This window comes from Enterobacter cloacae complex sp. SHL001, from assembly GCF_049236825.1.
Lineage (GTDB): Bacteria > Pseudomonadota > Gammaproteobacteria > Enterobacterales > Enterobacteriaceae > Enterobacter > Enterobacter hormaechei_C.
The window spans coordinates 779,304-798,349 of the sequence record NZ_JBMKIP010000002.1; the positions used below are offsets into that span (position 1 = coordinate 779,304).

The 19,046-nt window shown below is 56.3% G+C and carries 14 protein-coding genes; 8 read left to right on the forward strand and 6 right to left on the reverse strand.

The window, feature by feature from the left end; all coding sequences use genetic code 11:
- Positions 1–83 precede the first annotated feature (83 nt).
- Entirely contained in the window at positions 84–1,421 is a 1,338-nt protein-coding gene (locus tag ACOTYH_RS09115; RefSeq protein ID WP_023303703.1) for a TolC family outer membrane protein, read from the reverse strand.
- Between the two features lie 732 nt (positions 1,422–2,153).
- Between ACOTYH_RS09115 and ACOTYH_RS09120 the strand changes: the two genes are divergently transcribed.
- Positions 2,154–2,897, forward strand: a complete 744-nt coding sequence (locus ACOTYH_RS09120) for a DeoR/GlpR family DNA-binding transcription regulator (protein WP_047733387.1) — start codon at positions 2,154–2,156, stop codon at positions 2,895–2,897.
- A 13-nt stretch (positions 2,898–2,910) separates the two neighbouring features.
- Positions 2,911–3,978, forward strand: a complete 1,068-nt coding sequence (locus ACOTYH_RS09125; protein ID WP_214586213.1) for an oxidoreductase — start codon at positions 2,911–2,913, stop codon at positions 3,976–3,978.
- A 41-nt stretch (positions 3,979–4,019) separates the two neighbouring features.
- Here ACOTYH_RS09125 and cybB read toward each other — a convergent pair whose 3' ends face one another.
- The 3 genes from cybB to ACOTYH_RS09140 form a co-directional block, all read right to left on the reverse strand.
- On the reverse strand, positions 4,020–4,550 hold the full coding sequence (gene cybB, locus ACOTYH_RS09130) for a cytochrome b561 (RefSeq protein WP_015570570.1): 531 nt from the start codon (positions 4,548–4,550) through the stop codon (positions 4,020–4,022).
- A gap of 87 nt (positions 4,551–4,637) precedes the next feature.
- Positions 4,638–6,077: an aldehyde dehydrogenase gene (gene aldA / locus ACOTYH_RS09135; protein ID WP_023296575.1), complete on the reverse strand. Its 1,440-nt coding sequence runs from the start codon at positions 6,075–6,077 to the stop codon at positions 4,638–4,640.
- A 198-nt stretch (positions 6,078–6,275) separates the two neighbouring features.
- Positions 6,276–7,070, reverse strand: a complete 795-nt coding sequence (locus ACOTYH_RS09140; RefSeq protein ID WP_017384495.1) for a YdcF family protein — start codon at positions 7,068–7,070, stop codon at positions 6,276–6,278.
- A gap of 214 nt (positions 7,071–7,284) precedes the next feature.
- On the opposite strand from ACOTYH_RS09140, the gene ACOTYH_RS09145 reads away from it, so the two are divergent.
- From ACOTYH_RS09145 to ACOTYH_RS09155, 3 genes are read left to right on the forward strand one after another with little or no spacing between them, the layout of a single operon-like run.
- The gene (locus ACOTYH_RS09145) at positions 7,285–8,937 is read left to right on the forward strand and encodes an MFS transporter (protein WP_045348297.1); all 1,653 of its coding nucleotides are present in this window, start codon (positions 7,285–7,287) and stop codon (positions 8,935–8,937) included.
- A 22-nt stretch (positions 8,938–8,959) separates the two neighbouring features.
- Positions 8,960–10,042 carry an HlyD family secretion protein gene (locus ACOTYH_RS09150; RefSeq protein WP_017693458.1) on the forward strand — a complete coding sequence of 361 codons (1,083 nt, stop codon included), beginning with the start codon at positions 8,960–8,962 and terminating at the stop codon, positions 10,040–10,042.
- Positions 10,039–11,418: an efflux transporter outer membrane subunit gene (locus tag ACOTYH_RS09155; RefSeq protein WP_421637702.1), complete on the forward strand. Its 1,380-nt coding sequence runs from the start codon at positions 10,039–10,041 to the stop codon at positions 11,416–11,418. The genes ACOTYH_RS09150 and ACOTYH_RS09155 overlap by 4 nt, the downstream gene beginning before the upstream one ends.
- A gap of 424 nt (positions 11,419–11,842) precedes the next feature.
- Here the strand turns inward: ACOTYH_RS09155 and hrpA are convergent, their stop codons facing one another.
- A complete protein-coding gene (gene hrpA / locus ACOTYH_RS09160; RefSeq protein WP_421637703.1) occupies positions 11,843–15,745 on the reverse strand; it encodes an ATP-dependent RNA helicase HrpA in 3,903 nt (1,300 codons plus the stop codon).
- 203 nt (positions 15,746–15,948) lie between these two features.
- Between hrpA and azoR the strand changes: the two genes are divergently transcribed.
- Both azoR and ACOTYH_RS09170 read left to right on the forward strand, forming a co-directional pair.
- Entirely contained in the window at positions 15,949–16,554 is a 606-nt protein-coding gene (gene azoR / locus ACOTYH_RS09165) for an FMN-dependent NADH-azoreductase (RefSeq protein WP_015570577.1), read from the forward strand.
- Between the two features lie 90 nt (positions 16,555–16,644).
- On the forward strand, positions 16,645–17,331 hold the full coding sequence (locus ACOTYH_RS09170; RefSeq protein ID WP_017384499.1) for an RluA family pseudouridine synthase: 687 nt from the start codon (positions 16,645–16,647) through the stop codon (positions 17,329–17,331).
- 7 nt (positions 17,332–17,338) lie between these two features.
- Here the strand turns inward: ACOTYH_RS09170 and ACOTYH_RS09175 are convergent, their stop codons facing one another.
- A complete protein-coding gene (locus tag ACOTYH_RS09175) occupies positions 17,339–17,878 on the reverse strand; it encodes a DUF2058 domain-containing protein (RefSeq protein ID WP_017384500.1) in 540 nt (179 codons plus the stop codon).
- Between the two features lie 168 nt (positions 17,879–18,046).
- On the opposite strand from ACOTYH_RS09175, the gene ACOTYH_RS09180 reads away from it, so the two are divergent.
- On the forward strand, positions 18,047–19,021 hold the full coding sequence (locus ACOTYH_RS09180; protein ID WP_023296571.1) for a DUF1852 domain-containing protein: 975 nt from the start codon (positions 18,047–18,049) through the stop codon (positions 19,019–19,021).
- The last annotated feature ends 25 nt before the right edge of the window (positions 19,022–19,046 follow it).

Genomic DNA, 19,046 nt, shown 5'->3' on the forward strand with positions numbered 1-19,046 from the left:
GTCCACCAGAGGGATGTAGCTATCCTTGGGAAAAATCACCCATTATTGTCTGACTTATTTCGCGCAGAAAGGCGCGCCTTTTTTTAACTTAAATCAGGTAATTTCGCGGCAGCGTTTTTCTCTATTCCGATAAGCGGCAAGAGATTATCCACCGCAGAGGCGTAATTAATCGCCGCACTCCAGCCATCGTATTCAGCCATTATTTTCGCTGAGGTGGCAGACCAGACATCCTGCTCCACGCTGAGCAGATCGTTAATGCTGCGCTTGCTCAGGGTATATTCATTTTTGTAGACATCGCGGGCGCGCAACGCATTTTCCAGCTGACGCTTCCCGGCTTCCATTCGTCCACGCGCCCCGGTCCAGTCGGCCTGTGCGACGGAGGCTTTTTGCAGGACATCAAAACGGGCCTGATCGACCTGGGACGATGCCATTGCCCTTGCGCCCTCGGCCTGACGGACGCGCGCCGAGACCGCGCCGCCCTGATAAAGCGGTGCGTCAATATTGAGCTGGATCTGATCATCCCAGTACGCGCGATTATCAGACTCATAGCGGGTGCGGCCCCCTTTCAGGCTTAAGGTCGGCCAGTGCTGAGACCTGGCGGTTTCTACGCCGTACTGGGCTGAACGCTCCATGTTCTGCGCGGCCATCACCGTTGGGATCAGTGAATAATCAATCCGATTGAGAGAATCCGGCTCCACGGCCAGACCTCCCGGAACCGGTGAATAGCGTTCAGCCTGTATGCCAGTTAATACCGCCAGCCGCGCGCGGGCGCTGTTCAGAGACGCATTATACTGCTCTACCGTCGCCTGCATCCCGGCGATACGGGTGCGGGTCTGAAGCTCATCAGAGGTGGAGCTTACGCCAGCATCGGCGCGGAGTTTTGCCAGCTGCTCAACGTTTTTAAGCGCCTGCACGTTCTCTTTTGCCGCCTGCAACAGATCGCTGTAGCGTTTTACTTCCACATAGCTGAGGGCCGTTTTTTCCGCGACGGCAGACATCGTGCTCATCAGCTGGTAGCGATAGCTGTCACGCTGAGCTGAAGACTGGCTGATGCTGTTATTGGTCTTGCCAAAATCGTACACCAGCTGCGTCAGGCTCAGGCCCCAGGCTGCGGAATTTCGCAACGAGCCGCTTGAATCGGTGGTCTGGCTGTGACCCGTACTCCCGTTCAGGGCTATTTGTGGCATCCAGCCACTGCGCGCTTCGTCTATTTGTGCCTGGCCGATCCCCAGTTGCGCTGCCTGCTGGCTCACCGAGGGGTCGCGATCGAGAGCGAAAAGAATACTTTCTTTCATCGTCATTGCCGCAACGGGAGATATCCCCGCCTGGCCGTTATTTGCATTAGCCGCAGTCACCACCAGCGAAATTAAGGTCAGGGAGACAGATAATCTGAGCAACCTGTTATTGCATTTCATCTTCATAATATCCCCCGACTCCAGGTGATAGCCAAATAAATACCCAGGAAGAGGTACAAATAATTCTTCAGAAATCCCTCACCTCTTCTCGATTAATTTGGGTAATAGTTCCCCAAGCCCATTTCAATTGAGATGAGAGCCGTTCAATCTCTTTTTTTCTTTTAAGAATTTACTTAAATATTTATTGATTCGCAGCATAACAAAATGTGATATGAGCAACCACACCCGCAATGTTAATGCGGTGTTACAAATAAGAAAAAAGATGGGGTTTCTGGACAAAACGTTATAAAAGGCCTTTCAGATGAAACAAATAAACCCCCTGTAATATAAAGAAAATTCTAAAATGCCCCGGTGTACATTTTTGCGTTAATTTCACCCCGAATCAGACACAAAGATTTTCAAAGAAATGTCAACTTAAGTAATACACCGAATAAAATTGAATTATTTTACTTTAAAAACAAAAACTAATAGATATATGCACTAATTTATAATTACAAATTAGTTAAACATTCTGGTTAGAGCCAATAATCCGGCAGCTTAAGCCAAATTTTCAAGTAAAACATAGCGATAACAACATACCTAAAAGATACATACATGTTTTTGATGACTGATTAATGCGATATCAATAATCACATCATTAAACTGTTTTTGGATAACATCCCACACCTGTCGCGATTCCCTTTCCTGCAAAATGCTGTAAACTGCGATTTATTGCGACATTTTGCAGGATACTGCCCCATGCATAAAACCGCCAGACAGAAATATGTGCTTGATATCATTACTGAGCAAGGCCAGGCCAGCATTACCGAGCTGGCAGAGCGATTGCAGGTTTCGGCGGACACCATCCGTCGCGATCTGACCGACCTGGAAAAACAGGGACTGGCACAAAAAAACCATGGCGGCGCCATCGCGCTGAATCTCTCGACGATGACCCGTGTAAGCAGGAATAGCTTGCTCCCTGAAATTAAGCAGCGGCTGGGTAAACAGGTTGCGCAATGCGTGCCTGCGGGCTCGACGCTTTTTCTGGACGCCGGAAGCACACTGCTGGCCGTTGCCTCTTTCATTCAGGGGCCGCTGACCATCATCACCCCTTCTCTTGATATCGCCCAGCAGGTTAGCGATCGGGAAGATATTGACCTGATCCTGCTCGGTGGAAAGTGGGATCAGAAACAACGCCTGTTTGCCGGAAGCGCCACCCTTTCCCTGCTCTCTCGCTACCGGGCGGATATTGCCATCCTTGGCGCATGCGCCATCCATGCCGAACTCGGATTGAGCGCCAGTCAGGAGGCGGATGCCGAAGTGAAGCGTGCCATGCTGGCCGCAAGCCAGGCGCACTGGGTAGTCGCCGACCATCTAAAACTCAACCAGTGCGAACCGTACCTGGTGTCAGGGTTATCCGAGATTCATCAACTGTTTTTAGATCGTCCCTGGGCAGAGCTCGGGGACCATAGCGCCTTGCAGGTTACCGTTGGCGCGCATTAACGTGGAGAAGGTCATGAATAAAGTGAAGACAATGAATATTGCGCTGATCGGGTATGGTTTTGTAGGTAAGACGTTCCATGCCCCGCTGATCCAGTCCGTCGAAGGCCTGAAGCTGGCGGTGGTCTCATCCCGGGATGAAGAGAAAGTGAAACGCGATCTGCCGGACGTCCTCGTTGTTGCCACGCCGGAAGAGGCCATTCAGCACCCGGATATCGACCTGGTGGTTATCGCCTCCCCTAACGCGACCCATGCGCCGCTGGCCACCCTGGCGCTCAATGCCGGCAAGCATGTGGTAGTGGATAAGCCGTTTACGCTTGATATGCAGGAAGCGCGAGATCTGATTGCGCTTGCGCAAGAAAAACAGCGCCTGCTCTCGGTCTTCCATAACCGCCGCTGGGATAGCGATTTTCTCGGCATTAAGCAGGTGATTGAGCAAGGCCGTATCGGTAAGGTGAAACATTTTGAGTCGCATATCGATCGTTTCCGTCCGGAGGTTCGCGTGCGCTGGAGAGAGCAAAACGTGCCCGGCAGCGGCCTGTGGTTCGACTTAGGCCCGCATATGATTGACCAGACGCTACAGCTTTTTGGTCTGCCGCAGTCGGTACAGGGCAACATCGCCACCCTGCGTGACGGCGCGGAGATTAACGACTGGGCGCACGTGGTGCTGAATTATCCGGAACACAAAGTGGTCCTCCATTGCAGCATGCTGGTGGCGGGTGGCGTTGCCCGCTTTACCGTCCACGGCGATAAGGCCAGCGTGGTGAAAGCGCACATCGATCAGCAGGAAGCCCAGCTGCTGGCAGGCGTCGTTCCGGGTAGCGAAAGCTGGGGTGAAGACAGCGACGCTATGGTGCTGTTTAATGCCCAGGGTGAAGCCAGCGCTATACCTGCGCCAAAAGGCGACCAGCGGCAGTACTATATAAACGTGCGCAATGCCCTGAACGGCAAGATTGACAACCCGGTCCATCCGGTGGAAGCCCTGGCGGTGATGGCGGTGCTGGAAGCGGCGGTAAAATCTTCGGAAACGGGTTCAACTCAGGAACTGGACTTAACGGCGCAGGAGCGCGCGCAACTGCAATAAGCCGCAAAAAAATGCCCTGCGGGTTCGCAGGGCATTATCGGTTACTGGCGCTTTTTCGGCATCATGCGCAGCAGCGTGTTGTCCTTCCAGAAGTAGTGATGCATCAGCGCGGCAAAGGCGTGCAAACCAATCACGAAGTACCCCAGATTCGCCAGCGTTACGTGCCACTCCTTTAGGGTATCCACCAGGTCAAAATTCCCCTCCGCCGCATGCGGCATCGTCAGGCCAAACGCAAACCAGTCATTTCCCCGGTTATACATCATCACCATACCGATCAGCGGCAGCGCAATGAACAGCAGGTAGATTACCAGATGCCCGAGATGGGACAGCCCGGTGATCATCGCTTTTGGTTTCGGTTGAATAGGCGGAGCCGGGAATTTGAGGCGGATAAGCAGGCGCGCCACCATCAGCACCAGGATGCTGATCCCGCAGGAAACGTGGATCATATTAATAAGCGGACGATCGGTTCTTGGGAACCACCCTCTGAACTCCATGGCGCAATAGGCCATAATGACTAACAGAAAAACCAGCCAGTGAATGCTGATTTGCAGACCCGTATATTTTGTGCGCATGTTGTTTCCCGATAAAGAATCATTATCGCGCCAACATAACCACCTTTCCTGAAAATGTGAACCCCCTCGCATGGAGGGGGCTCCTGATTACGACTGCAAATAGACCACCTGCGTCTGCAAATACTCATTCAGACCGTGTTTGCCATCCGCCCCGCCGATACCGGATTTACGCCAGCCTGCATGGAAGCCCTGCATCGCTTCAAAGTTTTCACGGTTAATGTAGGTCTCGCCGAACTTCAGACCCTTAATGGCTTTCATGGCGACGTTCAGGTCCTGCGTATAAACAGACGAGGTTAAACCGTAGTCGCTGTCGTTGGCCATGTTCAGGGCCTCTTCCAGGGTGTCGAATGCCACCACTGGCAGCACCGGGCCAAAGGTCTCTTCGTGCATGATGGCCATATCCTGACGTACGTCCAGCAGCAGCGTTGGGGGATAAAAATACCCTTTGCCTTCTGCCGCTTTACCGCCAAGGACCACTTTAGCCCCCTCCTGCACCGCGCGCGCCACCTTCTGCTCCACGCGCTCCAGCGCGGCGGCGTTGATCAGCGGCCCCATGGCAATATCCGTTCGCTCAGCCGGATTGCCAAACTGGACGGCTTTCATTGCCTCGCCCAGACGATTCACAAAGCGGTCGTAGATCCCCTTCTGGACATAGACACGTTCCGCACAGTTACACACCTGTCCGGTATTGATGACGCGTGAATCCACAATGGCCTTCACGGCCAGCTCGAGGTCGGCATCGTCCATCACGATGGCCGGGGCTTTACCGCCCAGCTCCAGCCCCACTTTGGTGATGTTTTTCGCCGCCGCAGCCATGATCTTTTCACCTGCCCCGACGCTGCCGGTCATGCTGACCATCGCCACTTTCGGGTTCCCGGCCAGCTCCTGTCCGACGGTTTCACCCCGGCCCAGCACCAGGTTAAAGACGCCTTTCGGCAGGCCAATCTCATCGACGATTTTGGCAAACGCAATGGCGTTGTTTGGGGTAAATTCGCTCGGCTTGATAACGATGGTGTTACCGGTGAGCAGCGCGGGAGCGAGCTTACGGGCAATCAGGAAGAAGGGGAAGTTCCACGGCAGAATGCCGGTGGTGACGCCCAGGGCACGCTTAAACACCAGAATATTTTCGCCCGGACGGTCGCTCTGAATGATTTCCCCTTCATAACGGCGCGCCCACTCGGCCATATAGTCGATATAGTCAGCGGTAAAGTTCACTTCCACTTCCGCCAGCTGCTGGATCTTGCCGCCTTCGGCCACAATCAGCGCGCTGATTTCACTGACGCGCTCGCGGATCCCGGCGGAAATTTTGCGTAGCCAGCTGGCGCGTTCAATAGCAGGCAGCGCCTCCCAGCCAGCCTGCGCGCGATCTGCCGCGTCAATGGCCTTGCGGGCGTCCTCGGCGCTGCCGTCGGGAATACGGGAAATGACCTCTTCCGTGGCCGGATTGATCACGTCAATCCATGCATCACCCTGCCAGGCAACAAACTGTCCATCAATATACATAGGATGTTGTACGGGTACTGTCATAACCTGCTCCTGTAATCACACTGTTTTTAACAAGTAAACTTAATGTTAAAAACTATAATTACCGGGGCAATTGCCTACTCTATGAGTCTGTTTTTGTGAGATATCTCATAAAAGAAACGGGTCAGCCCGTTTCCAAAATCACAAATCGGCAACACAGGATGCCCGTTTGCGTAAAAGATAGCGCAAACGGGCAGAGCATCACAGCAGGGAACGGCTCACCAGCGCGTCGGTGAGAATGACGTCGTTTCGCAAGATCTGCCACGCGGCGTCCACGTCGGCAGGGATATCGACATGGGCAATGAAATCACGTCCCGCCGGACCGTAGCCGTTGATGTCGTCCCTGAGTCGCGGAAATTCACCCAGCACCAGCGACAAGTAGCGCTCTACCGGCCATAACCCCTCGACCGGGCCGCTAAACACCAGACCGTCGTCGCTGTTTTGCAGCACGGGCGTCAGGCCGGGATGACTCACCCATGCGGGCGATGCGGCCTCGTCGCGGCAAACGCGGGCAAACGTAGCCATTGTGCGACGCTGCATTGTCGGGTCCTGCACCACCAGCACCCGGGCGGCGTTCAGTCCGGATTGTTTCATCAACGCCCGGCTGAAGCGGGCGTTTTCGCCACAGTTGGTCGACTGATCCTCAACGTGAAGATGCTCGGCCGGAATGTTCCAGAATTCACGGGCGATGTCGGCCAGAATAGCCGCCTCAGCACGTCCGGTGGTGGGTATCCTGTTATAGCGGGGGTGTTTCGCAATCGCGGCGTAGAGGAAGGTCGTCGAGTGACCGATCCCGCCGCTGATGATCAGAGGAACACCCTGTTCAGCCGCGATTTTACAGGCAGCATCAATCGCGGGGATCACCGCATTACCCGCCAGAATCACCAGATCAACGGGCTGGTTGTCCTGATAGTCGTCCTGAGCAAGCCACGCCCCAACGGTATTCACGGCGTCGAGGGTTGTGCCAGGCAGACAGGGAAAAAGTGCCATTGTCATCGTTACCTCCTTACAGCATACAGAGCCTTCGATTATCCCCCTTTCTTCGCGTCATGCTATGGCATGAATGCTGAAAAAACGGGCCGGGATGTGCTCAAAAAGCACTCACATTTGATTAACATGAGAAAATCGTATTCACTTGAATTATGATTTGCGTCAGCCTTAGAATCATTAGCCCGCTCACAATTCAACTTTTTGAAAGGTAAACCCCGTTATGCGCCTGCCCCAACGCGACCCTTATGCTCCTCGCGAGTGGCAGCCACACGAGAAACCCGCCCTGTTGGGTTCCCCTTCCACCCCGGAACATCCGACGTCGAAACGAATCGCCTATGGCGTGGTCGGCCTGCTGGTGTGTCTGACCGGGGCGCTGGGTAACGCGGTCGTCACCGCCAATCTGCAAAATCTGCAAGGCACCTTTGGCGCCTGGTCGACTGAAATCGCCTGGTTGCCTGCCGTCTATGTCATGACCAACGTCTCCATCAACCTGCTGCTGGTAAAGTTTCGCCAGCAGTACGGTTTGCGCGCCTTTACGGAAGGCTTCCTGGTGCTGTATGTGCTGGTCACCTTTTTCCACCTGTTTGTGAACGATCTCAGCTCGGCGCTGATGGTACGGGCGGCACACGGGATGGTCGCCGCCGCGCTCAGCTCGCTCGGCATTTATTACCAGATACAGGCCTGGCCCGCGAAGCACCGACTGAAGGCGCTGACCATCGGCATAACCGGGTCGTCGCTGGCGATCCCGCTGGCGCGGCTGTTCTCCACCGAGCTGTTACAGCTTGATGAGTGGCGCGGGCTGTACTTCTTCGAGCTGGGTCTGGCCCTGATCTCCCTGGCCTGCGTGATGGTGCTCAAGCTGCCGCCGGGCGATCGGCGCAAAGTCTTCGAGAAGAAAGATTTCATCACCTTCTTTTTGCTTGCGCCCGGCATGGCGCTGCTGTGCGCGGTTCTGTCGTTAGGGCGTCTGGACTGGTGGTTTGAAGCGCCGTGGATCGGCTGGGCGCTGGCTCTCTCGCTGGTGCTGATTGTCTCCGCGATCGTGTTTGAACATAACCGCAACAACCCGCTGCTTAATACCCGTTGGCTCTCCAGCGGCAGCATCGTACGCCTGGGGCTGATCATGCTGCTGATTCGCATCGTACTGGCGGAGCAGAACACGGGCGTCATCGGCTGGCTGCAATATGTAGGCTTACAGAATGAACAGATGACCCATCTGGCGTGGGCTATTTTCGCCGGGATCGTCTGCGGTATCGTCACCAGCTGTCTGACGATTAAGCCCACTAAACTGGCCTGGCCGATTATCACCTCGCTGGCGCTGATGATCGTTGCCTCGCTGCTGGACAGCCAGTCCAACAACCTGACCCGGCCGGATCAGCTTATATTCAGCCAGTTCCTGCTGGGCTTCGGCAGCGCGTTCTTCCTTGCGCCTGCGATGCTGGCCGCCATTGGCGGGGTGATCGCCGATCCGCGCAATCTGGTCAGCTTTTCCGTGATGTTTGGCATGAGTCAGAACCTTGGGGGCCTGCTGGGTTCCGCGATCCTCGGCACCTTCCAGACCTGGCGCGAGAAGTACCATTCCAGCCTGCTGGCTGACCAGCTCACCACCCTTAACCCGCTGGTGAACGAACGCATACAGCTTTACACCCAGATGTACAAAAGCCTGGTAGGCGACAGTTCCCTGCTGGGAACCCAGGCCATAACTCAGCTTCAGTCGGTGACGACGCTTGAGGCAAACATTCTGGCTTACAACGATACTTATCTCCTGACGGCGAGCATTGCCACTGCCACGCTGGTCTGGATTTTATGGCGCTTGCTGCGTCTGCGCATCACCGCCCGTATGGCCCTTAAGAACGCCACTGGCAACAAGTAATGACTATTTTTCAGGAGAAGTTATGAGTCAGCAGGATGCCGCCAAAGAGCAGGCCAACACCCGCAAAAATGTGCGCGTCGTTTCCATTTTCACCGCCGCGGCTATCGGTATTGTCGGGGTACTGGTGATCCTTTATGCCTGGCAGCTGCCCCCGTTCACGCGTCATGCCCAGTTTACCGATAACGCCTACGTGCGCGGCCAGACAACGTTCATCAGTCCCCAGGTAAACGGCTACATTACCGAGGTCCATGTTCAGGATTTCGCGCAGGTTAAAAAAGGCGAGCTGCTGTTGCAGATAGATGACCGCATCTATCGCCAGCGCGTCCATCAGGCCGAGGCGCAGCTGGCAATGAAAATTGCAGCCCTGAATAACAACCTGCAACAGCGCAAAAGCGCGGAAGCGGTGATTGCCAAAAACGAGGCGGCGCTGAAAAACGCCCGTGCCCAAAGTCTGAAAACCCAGGCGGATTTGAAACGCGTGAAAGAGCTGACCGCGGACGGCTCCCTCTCCATTCGCGAGCGCGATTCGGCGCTGGCCAGTGCCGCCCAGGGGAGCGCCGATATCGACCAGGCGAAAGCAACGCTTGAGATGTCGCGTCAGGATTTACAAACGGTCATCGTCAATCGCGGTTCGCTGGAAGCGGACGTTGAGAACGCGAAAGCCGCGCTGGAGCTGGCGCAGATCGATCTGCAAAACACCCGCATTGTCGCGCCGCGTGACGGTCAGCTCGGGCAGATTGCAGTGCGTCTGGGGGCGTACGTCACCGCCGGGACGCACCTTACCACGCTGGTCCCGCCGCAGCACTGGGTGATCGCCAATATCAAAGAGACGCAGCTGGCGAATTTACGCGTCGGACAGCCGGTGAAATTTACCGTCGATGCCTTAAACGATAAAGCCTATCAGGGCCGCGTGGAGAGCATATCCCCGGCCACAGGGGTCGAGTTCAGCGCTATCACCCCGGACAACGCCACGGGCAACTTTGTTAAAATCGCCCAGCGCATCCCGGTACGCATTGAGGTACTCGGTGAGCCGGAGGCGTACCGGCTGCTGCGTCCTGGCATGTCGGTGCAGGTGACCATCGACACGCGGGAGGCGAAACAATGACGCTTCGCCCGATAGCCGGCCTGCTGATAATGACTATCCTGGCGGGATGCCAGTCGGTAGACGTTGAGCCCGCCAAATCGTCCCTGCACATACCGGCCCAGTGGCGCGCGACGTCGGGGCCAGCCAGCCCGACAGAGCAGCTCTGGTGGCGAAATTTTCACGACAGCAATCTGAATCGCTATGTGGATCAGGCGCTGAAGAATAACAGCGACGTGCTGATTGCCCGCGAGCGGATTAACGAGTACCAGGCCCGGGTGTACGCTGCTGACGGCAGCCTGTCCCCGTCGCTTGACGCGGGCGTGACCGGGACGCGCGCGCGCTCGCAGTCCGCCGCCACGGGGCTTCCGGTATACGGTACGTTGTACAAAGGCAGCCTGACCGCCAGCTACGACGTGGATATCTGGGGCGTAAACCGCAGCACCTCCCGTGCCGCTGAAGCGTCGCTGGAGGCACAAAAGGCGGCGGCTGCGGCGGCTGATCTTACCGTCGCATCCTCGGTGGCCTCCGGGTACGTCACCCTGCTGTCGCTGGACGAACAGCTGCGCGTTACCCGGTCCACGCTGAAGTCGCGTGAAGAGGCGTTCAACCTCGCCAAGCGACAATTTGAGACGGGATACAGCTCTCGCCTTGAGCTGATGCAATCGGATTCTGAGCTGCGCGCCACCCGCGCCCAGGTTCCACTGCTTCAGCACCAGATTGCGCAGCAGGAAAATGCGCTTAGCCTGCTGCTGGGCAGCAACCCGGGTGACGTTGCGCGCGGTGAAAGCTTTGATGCCCTGACGCCGCTGAAACTGCCCTCCCAGCTGCCGTCGACGCTACTGAACCGGCGCCCGGATATCGTCCAGGCTGAACGTCAGCTGATTGCGGCGGACGCGACGCTGGCGGCATCGCGCGCCAGCCTGCTGCCGTCGATCAACCTCACGGCCACGGGATCGGTGCAGGATCGCACGCTGTCGGGATTGCTGGATAACCCGCTACAGCTCTGGAGCGTGGGCGGCAGTATTCTTGCGCCGCTGCTGAACCGTCAGGCGCTGAATGCGCAGGTAGATATCTCTCAGTCCCAGCGGAATCAGGCGCTGTATAGCTACGAAAAAACCGTGCGTAACGCGTTTGCTGAGGTGAATGACAGCCTTGATGCCATCACCCGCTATCAGGAACAGCTTACCGAGCTGCTGGCACAGCAGACGGTCGCGCAGGAGACGCTGCGGATTGCGCAAAACCGCTACCGCAACGGATACTCTTCTTATCTGGATGAGCTCGATGCGCAGCGCACGCTGTTCTCGGTGCAGACCAGCGTGGTACAGGTGAAAAACAACCTGCTGCTGGCGCAAATTGATTTGTATAAAGCGCTGGGCGGCGGTTGGGTCAGTGCCTGAAGACATGCCGGGTGGCGGCTACGCCTTACCCGGCCTACGTGCTCTACATGCTCTCCCGTAGGCCCGGTAAGCGCAGCGCCACCGGGCAAGGGTTATACCCGGAGAAATGATAAAAAGCCGGGTGGCGGCTACGCCTTACCCGGCCTACATGCTCTACATATTCTCCCGTAGGCCCGGTAAGCGCAGCGCCACCGGGCAAGGATTATACCCGGAGAAACGATAAAAAGCCGGGTGGCGGCTACGCCTTACCCGGCCTACATGTTCTACATATTCTCCCGTAGGCCCGGTAAGCGCAGCGCCACCGGGCAAGGGTTATACCCGGAGAAATGATAAAAAGCCGGGTGGCGGCTACGCCTTACCCGGCCTACGTGCTCTACATGTTCTCCCGTAGGCCCGGTAAGCGCAGCGCCACCGGGCAACGGTTTTAGCCGGAAATCTGCTCCATCGCCTGCAAGATACGCTTATCCGAAATGGGATACGGCGTTCCCAGCTGCTGAGCGAAGAAGCTGACGCGCAGCTCCTCGATCATCCAGCGGATCTCCCGCACGTCGTCGTCATCGCGACGCGCCGGCGGCAGTTTGTTGAGCCACTGCTGCCACGCCTGCTGCACGTTTTCGACTTTCAGCATCTGCGCACGATCGCGATGCGGATCGACCGCCATTTTCTCCAGACGCTTCTCTATCGCCTGCAAATAACGCAGCGTATCGCCCAGACGCTTAAAGCCATTGCCGGTGACAAAGCCGCGATACACCAGCCCCGCCATCTGCGCCTTGACGTCCGACAGCCCCAGGGCCATGGTCATATCCACCCGCCCCTTCAGGCGCTTGTTGATATTGAACACGGCGGTAAGGATCTGCTCGACCTGTTTGGCAATCTCGACCACGGTGTCGTTCAGCTCCGCGCGCACCTTTTCATGAAGCTGAGCAAAGCCCTCTTCCGTCCAGACCGGACCGCCGGCCTCGTGGATCAGCTTATCCACACCGCAGGAGATGCAGTCGTCGATCAGGTCCAGCACCTTACCGTACGGGTTAAAGTAGAGTCCCAGCTTGGCTTTGTTCGGCAGCTTCTCGTGCAGATACTTAATCGGCGACGGGATGTTAAGCAGAAGCAGTCGACGCAGCCCGCGCCACATCATCTGCTGTTGCTCCTGCGGATTGTCAAAGAGCTTAATCGCCACGCTGTCGCGCTCATCCACCAGCGCGGGCCAGGCTTTCACCTTGTAGTTCCCGCGCTTCTGCTCGTAGCTTTCCGGGAGCTGACCAAAGCTCCAGATGTGCAGCCCGCTCTGCTCAATGCCGTCATCGGCCACCGCAGAGAGCGTCTCCTGGACTTTACATTTCAGCGCCTCTTTCAGCTCCGTCAGAGAACGGCCTTCGAGCAGCTTTTTGTTTTTATCGTCCACCACGCGGAATGTGATTTTCAGGTGATCGGGCACCTGATCCCAGTTCCAGTTGTCGCGGTCGATGGTGGTTCCGGTCATGCGGCGGAACTCACGCTCCAGGGCGTCCAGCAGCGGCAGCTCCAGCGGTGTGACGCGGCCTAAAAACGCTTCGGCGTAGTTCGGCGCCGGCACAAAGTTACGCCGCACCGGTTTAGGCAGGGATTTGATTAACGCAATGACCAGCTCGCGGCGCAGGCCGGGGATCTGCCACTCAAACCCGCTCTCTTCCACCTGGTTTAACAGCGGCAGCGGAATGTGCACCGTCACACCATCGGCATCCGCGCCCGGCTCAAACTGATAGGTCAGACGCAGCTTGAGGTTGCCCTGATGCCAGAAGTTCGGATAATCGAGCTTGCTGACCGACTCCGCGCCCTCTTTGATCAGCATGCTCTTTTCAAAGTTGAGCAGGTCCGGGGCCTCTTTGCTGGCTTTCTTCCACCAGCTGTCGAAATGGCGCGCCGAGATCACATCGTGACTGATGCGCTGATCGTAAAACTCAAACAGCGTCTCGTCGTCCACCAGAATGTCGCGACGGCGGGACTTGTGCTCAAGCTCTTCCACCTCGGCGCGCAGCTTCAGGTTTTCGCGGAAGAAGGCATGACGCGTCTGCCAGTCGCCTTCCACCAGCGCGTGGCGGATAAACAGCTCGCGACTCAACGCCGGATCGATCTGGCTGTAGTTAACCTTACGCGCGGCCACCACCGGCAGGCCGTAGACGGTGACTTTTTCCGTCGCCATCACCGCGCCCTGCCCGCGCTCCCAGTGCGGCTCGCTGTATGAGCGTTTCAGCAGGTGCTGCGCCACTGGCTCAACCCACTCCGGATCGATACGCGCGGCGATACGCCCCCACAGACGGCTGGTTTCCACCAGCTCGGCGACCATGGTCCACTTCGGCGGCTTCTTAAACAAACCGGAGCCCGGGAAGATGGAGAAACGCGCGTTGCGTGCGCCGGTATATTCCTGCTTATCCGCATCCTTCATCCCGATATGAGACAGCAGGCCAGTCAACATGGCGATATGAATTTCGCGGTACTCCGCCGGTTCACTGTTCACCGGTATACCCAGCTCTTTCACCACCTGGCGCAGCTGGGTGTAGATATCCTGCCACTCGCGTACGCGCAGATAATTGAGGAAATCCACCCGGCACTGACGGCGGAACTGGTTCGAGGAGAGCGCTTTTTGCTGCTCGCCAAGGTAGTTCCACAGGTTCACAAAGGCGAGGAAATCGGACTCTTTATCGTGGAAGCGACGGTGTTTTTCATCCGACGCCTGCTGCTTATCCATCGGACGCTCGCGCGGATCCTGAATGGAGAGCGCCGAGGTGATGATCATCGCCTCGCGCACGCAGCCGTGTTTTTGCGCCTCCAGCACCATGCGCGCCAGACGCGGGTCGACCGGCAACTGGCTAAGCTGGCGGCCCAATGGCGTTAGCTTGTAGGCCGTCGCCTGTTCGTCGGTGGTGATGGCCCCCAGCTCTTCCAGCAGCCGCACCCCGTCCTGAATATTGCGCTTATCCGGCGCTTCCACAAACGGGAAGGCGGCGATATCGCCCAGCCCCAGCGCGGTCATTTGCAGGATAACGGATGCCAGGTTGGTCCGCAGGATCTCCGGATCGGTAAACTCCGGGCGCGACAGGAAATCGTCTTCCGAATAGAGACGAATACAGATCCCTTCCGACACGCGGCCGCAGCGGCCCTTACGCTGATTAGCCGACGCCTGCGAAACCGGCTCAATCGGCAGGCGCTGAACTTTGGTGCGGTAGCTGTAGCGGCTGATGCGCGCCGTACCCGGGTCGATCACGTATTTAATGCCCGGTACGGTCAGCGAAGTTTCGGCCACGTTGGTCGCCAGCACGATGCGGCGCCCGCTGTGCGGCTGGAACACGCGGTTCTGCTCGCTGTTCGACAGGCGCGCGTACAGCGGCAGGATCTCGGTATGGCGCAGATCGCGCTTGCTGAGCGCATCGGCGGTATCGCGGATCTCGCGCTCGCCGCTCATGAAGATCAGAATGTCGCCAGAACTCTCGTTGCCCAGCTCGTCGACGGCATCAAAGATGGCCTGAAGCTGGTCGCGCTCGGTATCGTCCGCCTCTTCCACAATCGGGCGATAGCGCACTTCCACCGGATACGTGCGTCCTGACACCTCGATAATCGGCGCATTGTTGAAATGTTTTGAGAAGCGCTCCGGGTCGATGGTCGCGGAGGTGATGATGATTTTCAGATCCGGACGCCGGGGCAGCAGCTCTTTGAGGTAGCCGAGCAGGAAGTCGATGTTCAGGCTGCGCTCGTGCGCTTCATCGATGATGATGGTGTCGTACTGCATCAGCAGACGATCCTGCTGGATTTCCGCCAGCAGGATACCGTCGGTCATCAGCTTAACCATGGTGTTATCGCTGACGTGGTCGCTGAATCGCACCTTGTAGCCGATGCAGCCACCCGGCTCCGTTTGCAGCTCTTCCGCAATACGGTTCGCCACGGTGCGCGCCGCCAGACGACGCGGCTGGGTGTGACCGATCAACCCTTTCACCCCGCGGCCCAGCTCCATGCAGATTTTCGGCAGCTGAGTGGTTTTACCTGAACCGGTTTCCCCCGCGACGATCACCACCTGGTGGTCGCGTACGGCCTCAAGAATGTCCTGTTTCTTCTGGCTGACGGGCAGATTTTCCGGATAGGTAATCTCCGGACGTGCGGCTTCACGCAGCACAACTTTCCCTGCCGCCTGTTCAATCTCGTTGGCCATCTCCTGGTAAATGGCCTGTTGTGCATCAGGATTTTTAACCTTCTTAACGCCGTGCAGACGGCGCGCAAACCGCTGTTTATCGCGCAGCATCAGCGAATCAAGCTTTTGCATCAGCATCGGGAAGGTCAATTTTTGGTGTTCTGTCATAGCGTTAACGGGCAGTGCACTGCCGGATAAAATCTCTTTTTAATGATTGGTATAGAGTACCACATCAGCGCTTTTCGCGCCTTATTCAAAAAATTCGAACATAGGCTTCGATATATTGCGCTATCCCTGTGGCAGGATTGTGAATAAAGTGTCAACAAGCAACGGGGCAACCCCCTCAATCAAATACAAAACAGGAATTTCCCATGAGCAAAGTATTAGTGTTGAAATCCAGTATTCTGGCAGGGTATTCACAGTCTGGTCAGCTGTCTGACTATTTCGTTGAACAGTGGCGTGAACAGCACAGCGCGGATGAAATCACCGTGCGTGACCTGGCGGCAAACCCAATTCCTGTGCTGGACGGCGAGCTGGTTGGCGCGCTGCGTCCGAGCGATGCGCCTCTTACCCCGCGTCAGCAGGAAGCCCTGGCGCTCTCCGACGAGCTGATTGCTGAGTTGCAGGCGCACGACGTTATCGTGATCAACGCCCCAATGTACAACTTCAACATTCCTACCCAGCTGAAGAACTACTTCGACCTGGTGGCGCGTGCTGGCGTAACCTTCCGTTACACCGAGAACGGCCCGGAAGGTCTGGTGAAAGGCAAGCGTGCGGTTGTACTGACCAGCCGCGGCGGTATTCACAAAGATACCCCTACCGACCTGGTCGCACCGTACCTGACGCTGTTCCTGGGCTTCATCGGCATTACCGACGTGAACTTCGTGTTCGCTGAAGGTATCGCTTACGGCCCGGAAGTGGCCACCAAAGCGCAGACCGACGCGAAAGCCGCTATCGACAGCCTGGTCGCTGCCTAAGTTTTCCCCCTCTCACCGCCCGGTGGGAGGGTTTTTCTTTTCCCCCGTATTTCGTTATCATCCGCACCCACTCTCCAGCCCGGCGGCCTGATGTCTGTCATTATCGATACGTTTATTGCACCACCCTGTCACGACGACATTGAGATCCTCTGGCAGGACGAGCATCTGTTGCTGATCAATAAACCTTCCGGTCTGCTCAGCCTGTCGGGGAAAAATCCGCAAAACCTCGATTCCGTCCACCACCGTCTTGTTCAAACCTTTCCCGGCTGCACGCTGGTGCATCGTCTTGATTTTGGCACTTCGGGTCTGATGGTCATTGCGCGTAACAAAGCGATCAACGCCGCGCTTTGCCACCAGTTCAGTCAGCGCGCCGTGAACAAGGTTTACACCGCCCTGTTGTGCGGACATGTGGAACAGGACGAAGGGACCGTGGATGCGCCGATTGCCAAAGATCCGGCGCTGTTTCCGCTGATGACGATCTGTGCCCGCACCGGTAAGCCCGCTCGCTCGCGCTATCGGGTGGTGGAACGTATTTACCAGGATACGATAATGCCGCTGACGCGGGTTGAGCTTACCCCGGAGACCGGGCGCACCCACCAGCTGCGCATTCACTGCCAGCAGTTAGGCCACCCTATTCTGGGGTGCGATCTGTATGGTGGTCTGGAATGGCCGGGGGCGGAAGAAACGCCCCGGCTGATGCTGCATGCAAGCGCTCTGAATTTTATTCATCCGCTGAGCGGCGAAACGATAAACGCCCGTCACGCCGCGCCGTTCTGAGCGGGGATTACCACATTAAATCGTCAGGGATTTTGAAGTCTGCGTACGGATCGTCTTCGTCCTGCTCTTCCTGACTCAGGGCGCTGTTTAGCACAATGCTGTCCGCATCGCGCTGGGCAATTTTATCCGCCACTACCGCCGGGATAATCGCGTAATCACAGTCGCCATTCGCGTTAATCACCAGTCGGGCAATCGCCAGACGGCCGTTGATCAGCTGGGTTTGCGTCTGCTTATCGACCTCGATTTTTTTGATAAGGTTGCCGTCGGTAAAGTTAAAGGTAATATTGCCCTTCGCCACGGTGATGCGGTTCATCTCAATCAGCTGCTTCACCTGCGCCCTGAACTCTTTTGCCAGCACCGCCTGTTTTTGCTGTTCGCTCAGCTGCTTATCACGCTCCAGCTGGGCTTTCTTGTTCTCTTCAACAGCCTCTCTCGCCTCGCGAGCCTGGACGCGGGATTTTTTCGCCGTGCGCTGGACCTTCGCCATCTTTTTACTGCTGACTAAGCCCGCTTTCAGCATCTGCTCTTGTAGGGTGAGTTTTGTCATGTTCGTTTAAACCGGTTGGAAATGTCGGGGGATTATACCTGAATCGCGCAGTTCATGAAGAACCCTCATGTTGCAGTGAAATTAAGTCACTTCCCCTGCGCCAGTGGCTCAGGCATAAATTATGCATTGATAACGTTCCGGCAACATGAACTTAGGATGCATAACCAAATGAGTCAGGCTTTCACATTTACCCTTAAGCGCAGTTGCTTTGATGAAAATTATAACCCGTCAGAAAACACGCGTACCACCACCAACTTCGCCAACCTGGCGCGTGGCGAGAAGCGTCAGGAGAACCTGCGCAATACGCTGGTGATGATCAACAACCGCTTTAACGCGCTGGCGAGCTGGGATAACCCGAAAGCTGACCGCTATGCCGTCGAGCTGGAGATTATTTCAGTCGATATGAATATCGGCGGCGATTTTACTTTCCCGGCCATCGAAATTCTGCAAACGACGATCGTGGATAAAAAAACCCACGAGCGCATCGAAGGCATCGTCGGAAATAACTTCTCATCGTATGTTCGTGACTATGATTTCAGCGTCCTGCTGCTGGAGCATAATAAAGACCGGGCCCGTTTCTCTCTCCCCGAGAATTTTGGCGAGCTGCACGGCAATATCTTTAAAAGCTTCGTTCATTCTGCGGAATATCAGGCGAACTTTAAAAAAGCGCCGGTGATCTGCCTGAGCGTCTCCAGCAAAGACACCTATCGTCGTACCGGTAACCACCACCCGGTGCTGGGCTATGAGTACCAGCCGGACGGCGAGTCGCTAACGGAACAGTACTTCGCGAAGATGGGCCTGAAGGTTCGCTATTTCATGCCGGAAAACAGTGTCGCGCCTTTTGCCTTCTTCTTCACCGGCGATTTACTGCGTGATTACACCAATCTGGAACTGATCGGCACCATCAGCACCATGGAGACGTTCCAGAAGATCTATCGACCAGAAATTTACAATGCCAATTCCGCTGCGGGACAGTGCTATCAGCCCGACCTGAATCAGCAGGATCACTCATTAACCAAAATCGTCTATGACCGTGAAGAGCGCAGCCGGCTGGCCATTGAACAGGGTAAATATACCGAAGAGCGGTTTATCAAACCCTATAAAACCCTTCTTGAGCAGTGGTCTCAACACTTCACGCTTTAATTTAATACGGATAAAAGGTTCTTTT

Coding starts and splice junctions, on each gene's coding strand:
- ACOTYH_RS09175 (WP_017384500.1), bottom strand. CDS start 17,878: ATGACAAAACTCACCCTACAAGAGCAGATGCTGAAAGCGGGCTTAGTC.
- ACOTYH_RS09140 (WP_017384495.1), bottom strand. CDS start 7,070: ATGACAATGGCACTTTTTCCCTGTCTGCCTGGCACAACCCTCGACGCC.
- ACOTYH_RS09115 (WP_023303703.1), bottom strand. CDS start 1,421: ATGAAGATGAAATGCAATAACAGGTTGCTCAGATTATCTGTCTCCCTG.
- ACOTYH_RS09155 (WP_421637702.1), top strand. CDS start 10,039: ATGACGCTTCGCCCGATAGCCGGCCTGCTGATAATGACTATCCTGGCG.
- ACOTYH_RS09180 (WP_023296571.1), top strand. CDS start 18,047: ATGAGTCAGGCTTTCACATTTACCCTTAAGCGCAGTTGCTTTGATGAA.
- aldA (WP_023296575.1), bottom strand. CDS start 6,077: ATGACAGTACCCGTACAACATCCTATGTATATTGATGGACAGTTTGTT.
- cybB (WP_015570570.1), bottom strand. CDS start 4,550: ATGCGCACAAAATATACGGGTCTGCAAATCAGCATTCACTGGCTGGTT.
- ACOTYH_RS09125 (WP_214586213.1), top strand. CDS start 2,911: ATGAATAAAGTGAAGACAATGAATATTGCGCTGATCGGGTATGGTTTT.
- ACOTYH_RS09120 (WP_047733387.1), top strand. CDS start 2,154: ATGCATAAAACCGCCAGACAGAAATATGTGCTTGATATCATTACTGAG.
- ACOTYH_RS09145 (WP_045348297.1), top strand. CDS start 7,285: ATGCGCCTGCCCCAACGCGACCCTTATGCTCCTCGCGAGTGGCAGCCA.
- ACOTYH_RS09170 (WP_017384499.1), top strand. CDS start 16,645: ATGTCTGTCATTATCGATACGTTTATTGCACCACCCTGTCACGACGAC.
- ACOTYH_RS09150 (WP_017693458.1), top strand. CDS start 8,960: ATGAGTCAGCAGGATGCCGCCAAAGAGCAGGCCAACACCCGCAAAAAT.
- azoR (WP_015570577.1), top strand. CDS start 15,949: ATGAGCAAAGTATTAGTGTTGAAATCCAGTATTCTGGCAGGGTATTCA.
- hrpA (WP_421637703.1), bottom strand. CDS start 15,745: ATGACAGAACACCAAAAATTGACCTTCCCGATGCTGATGCAAAAGCTT.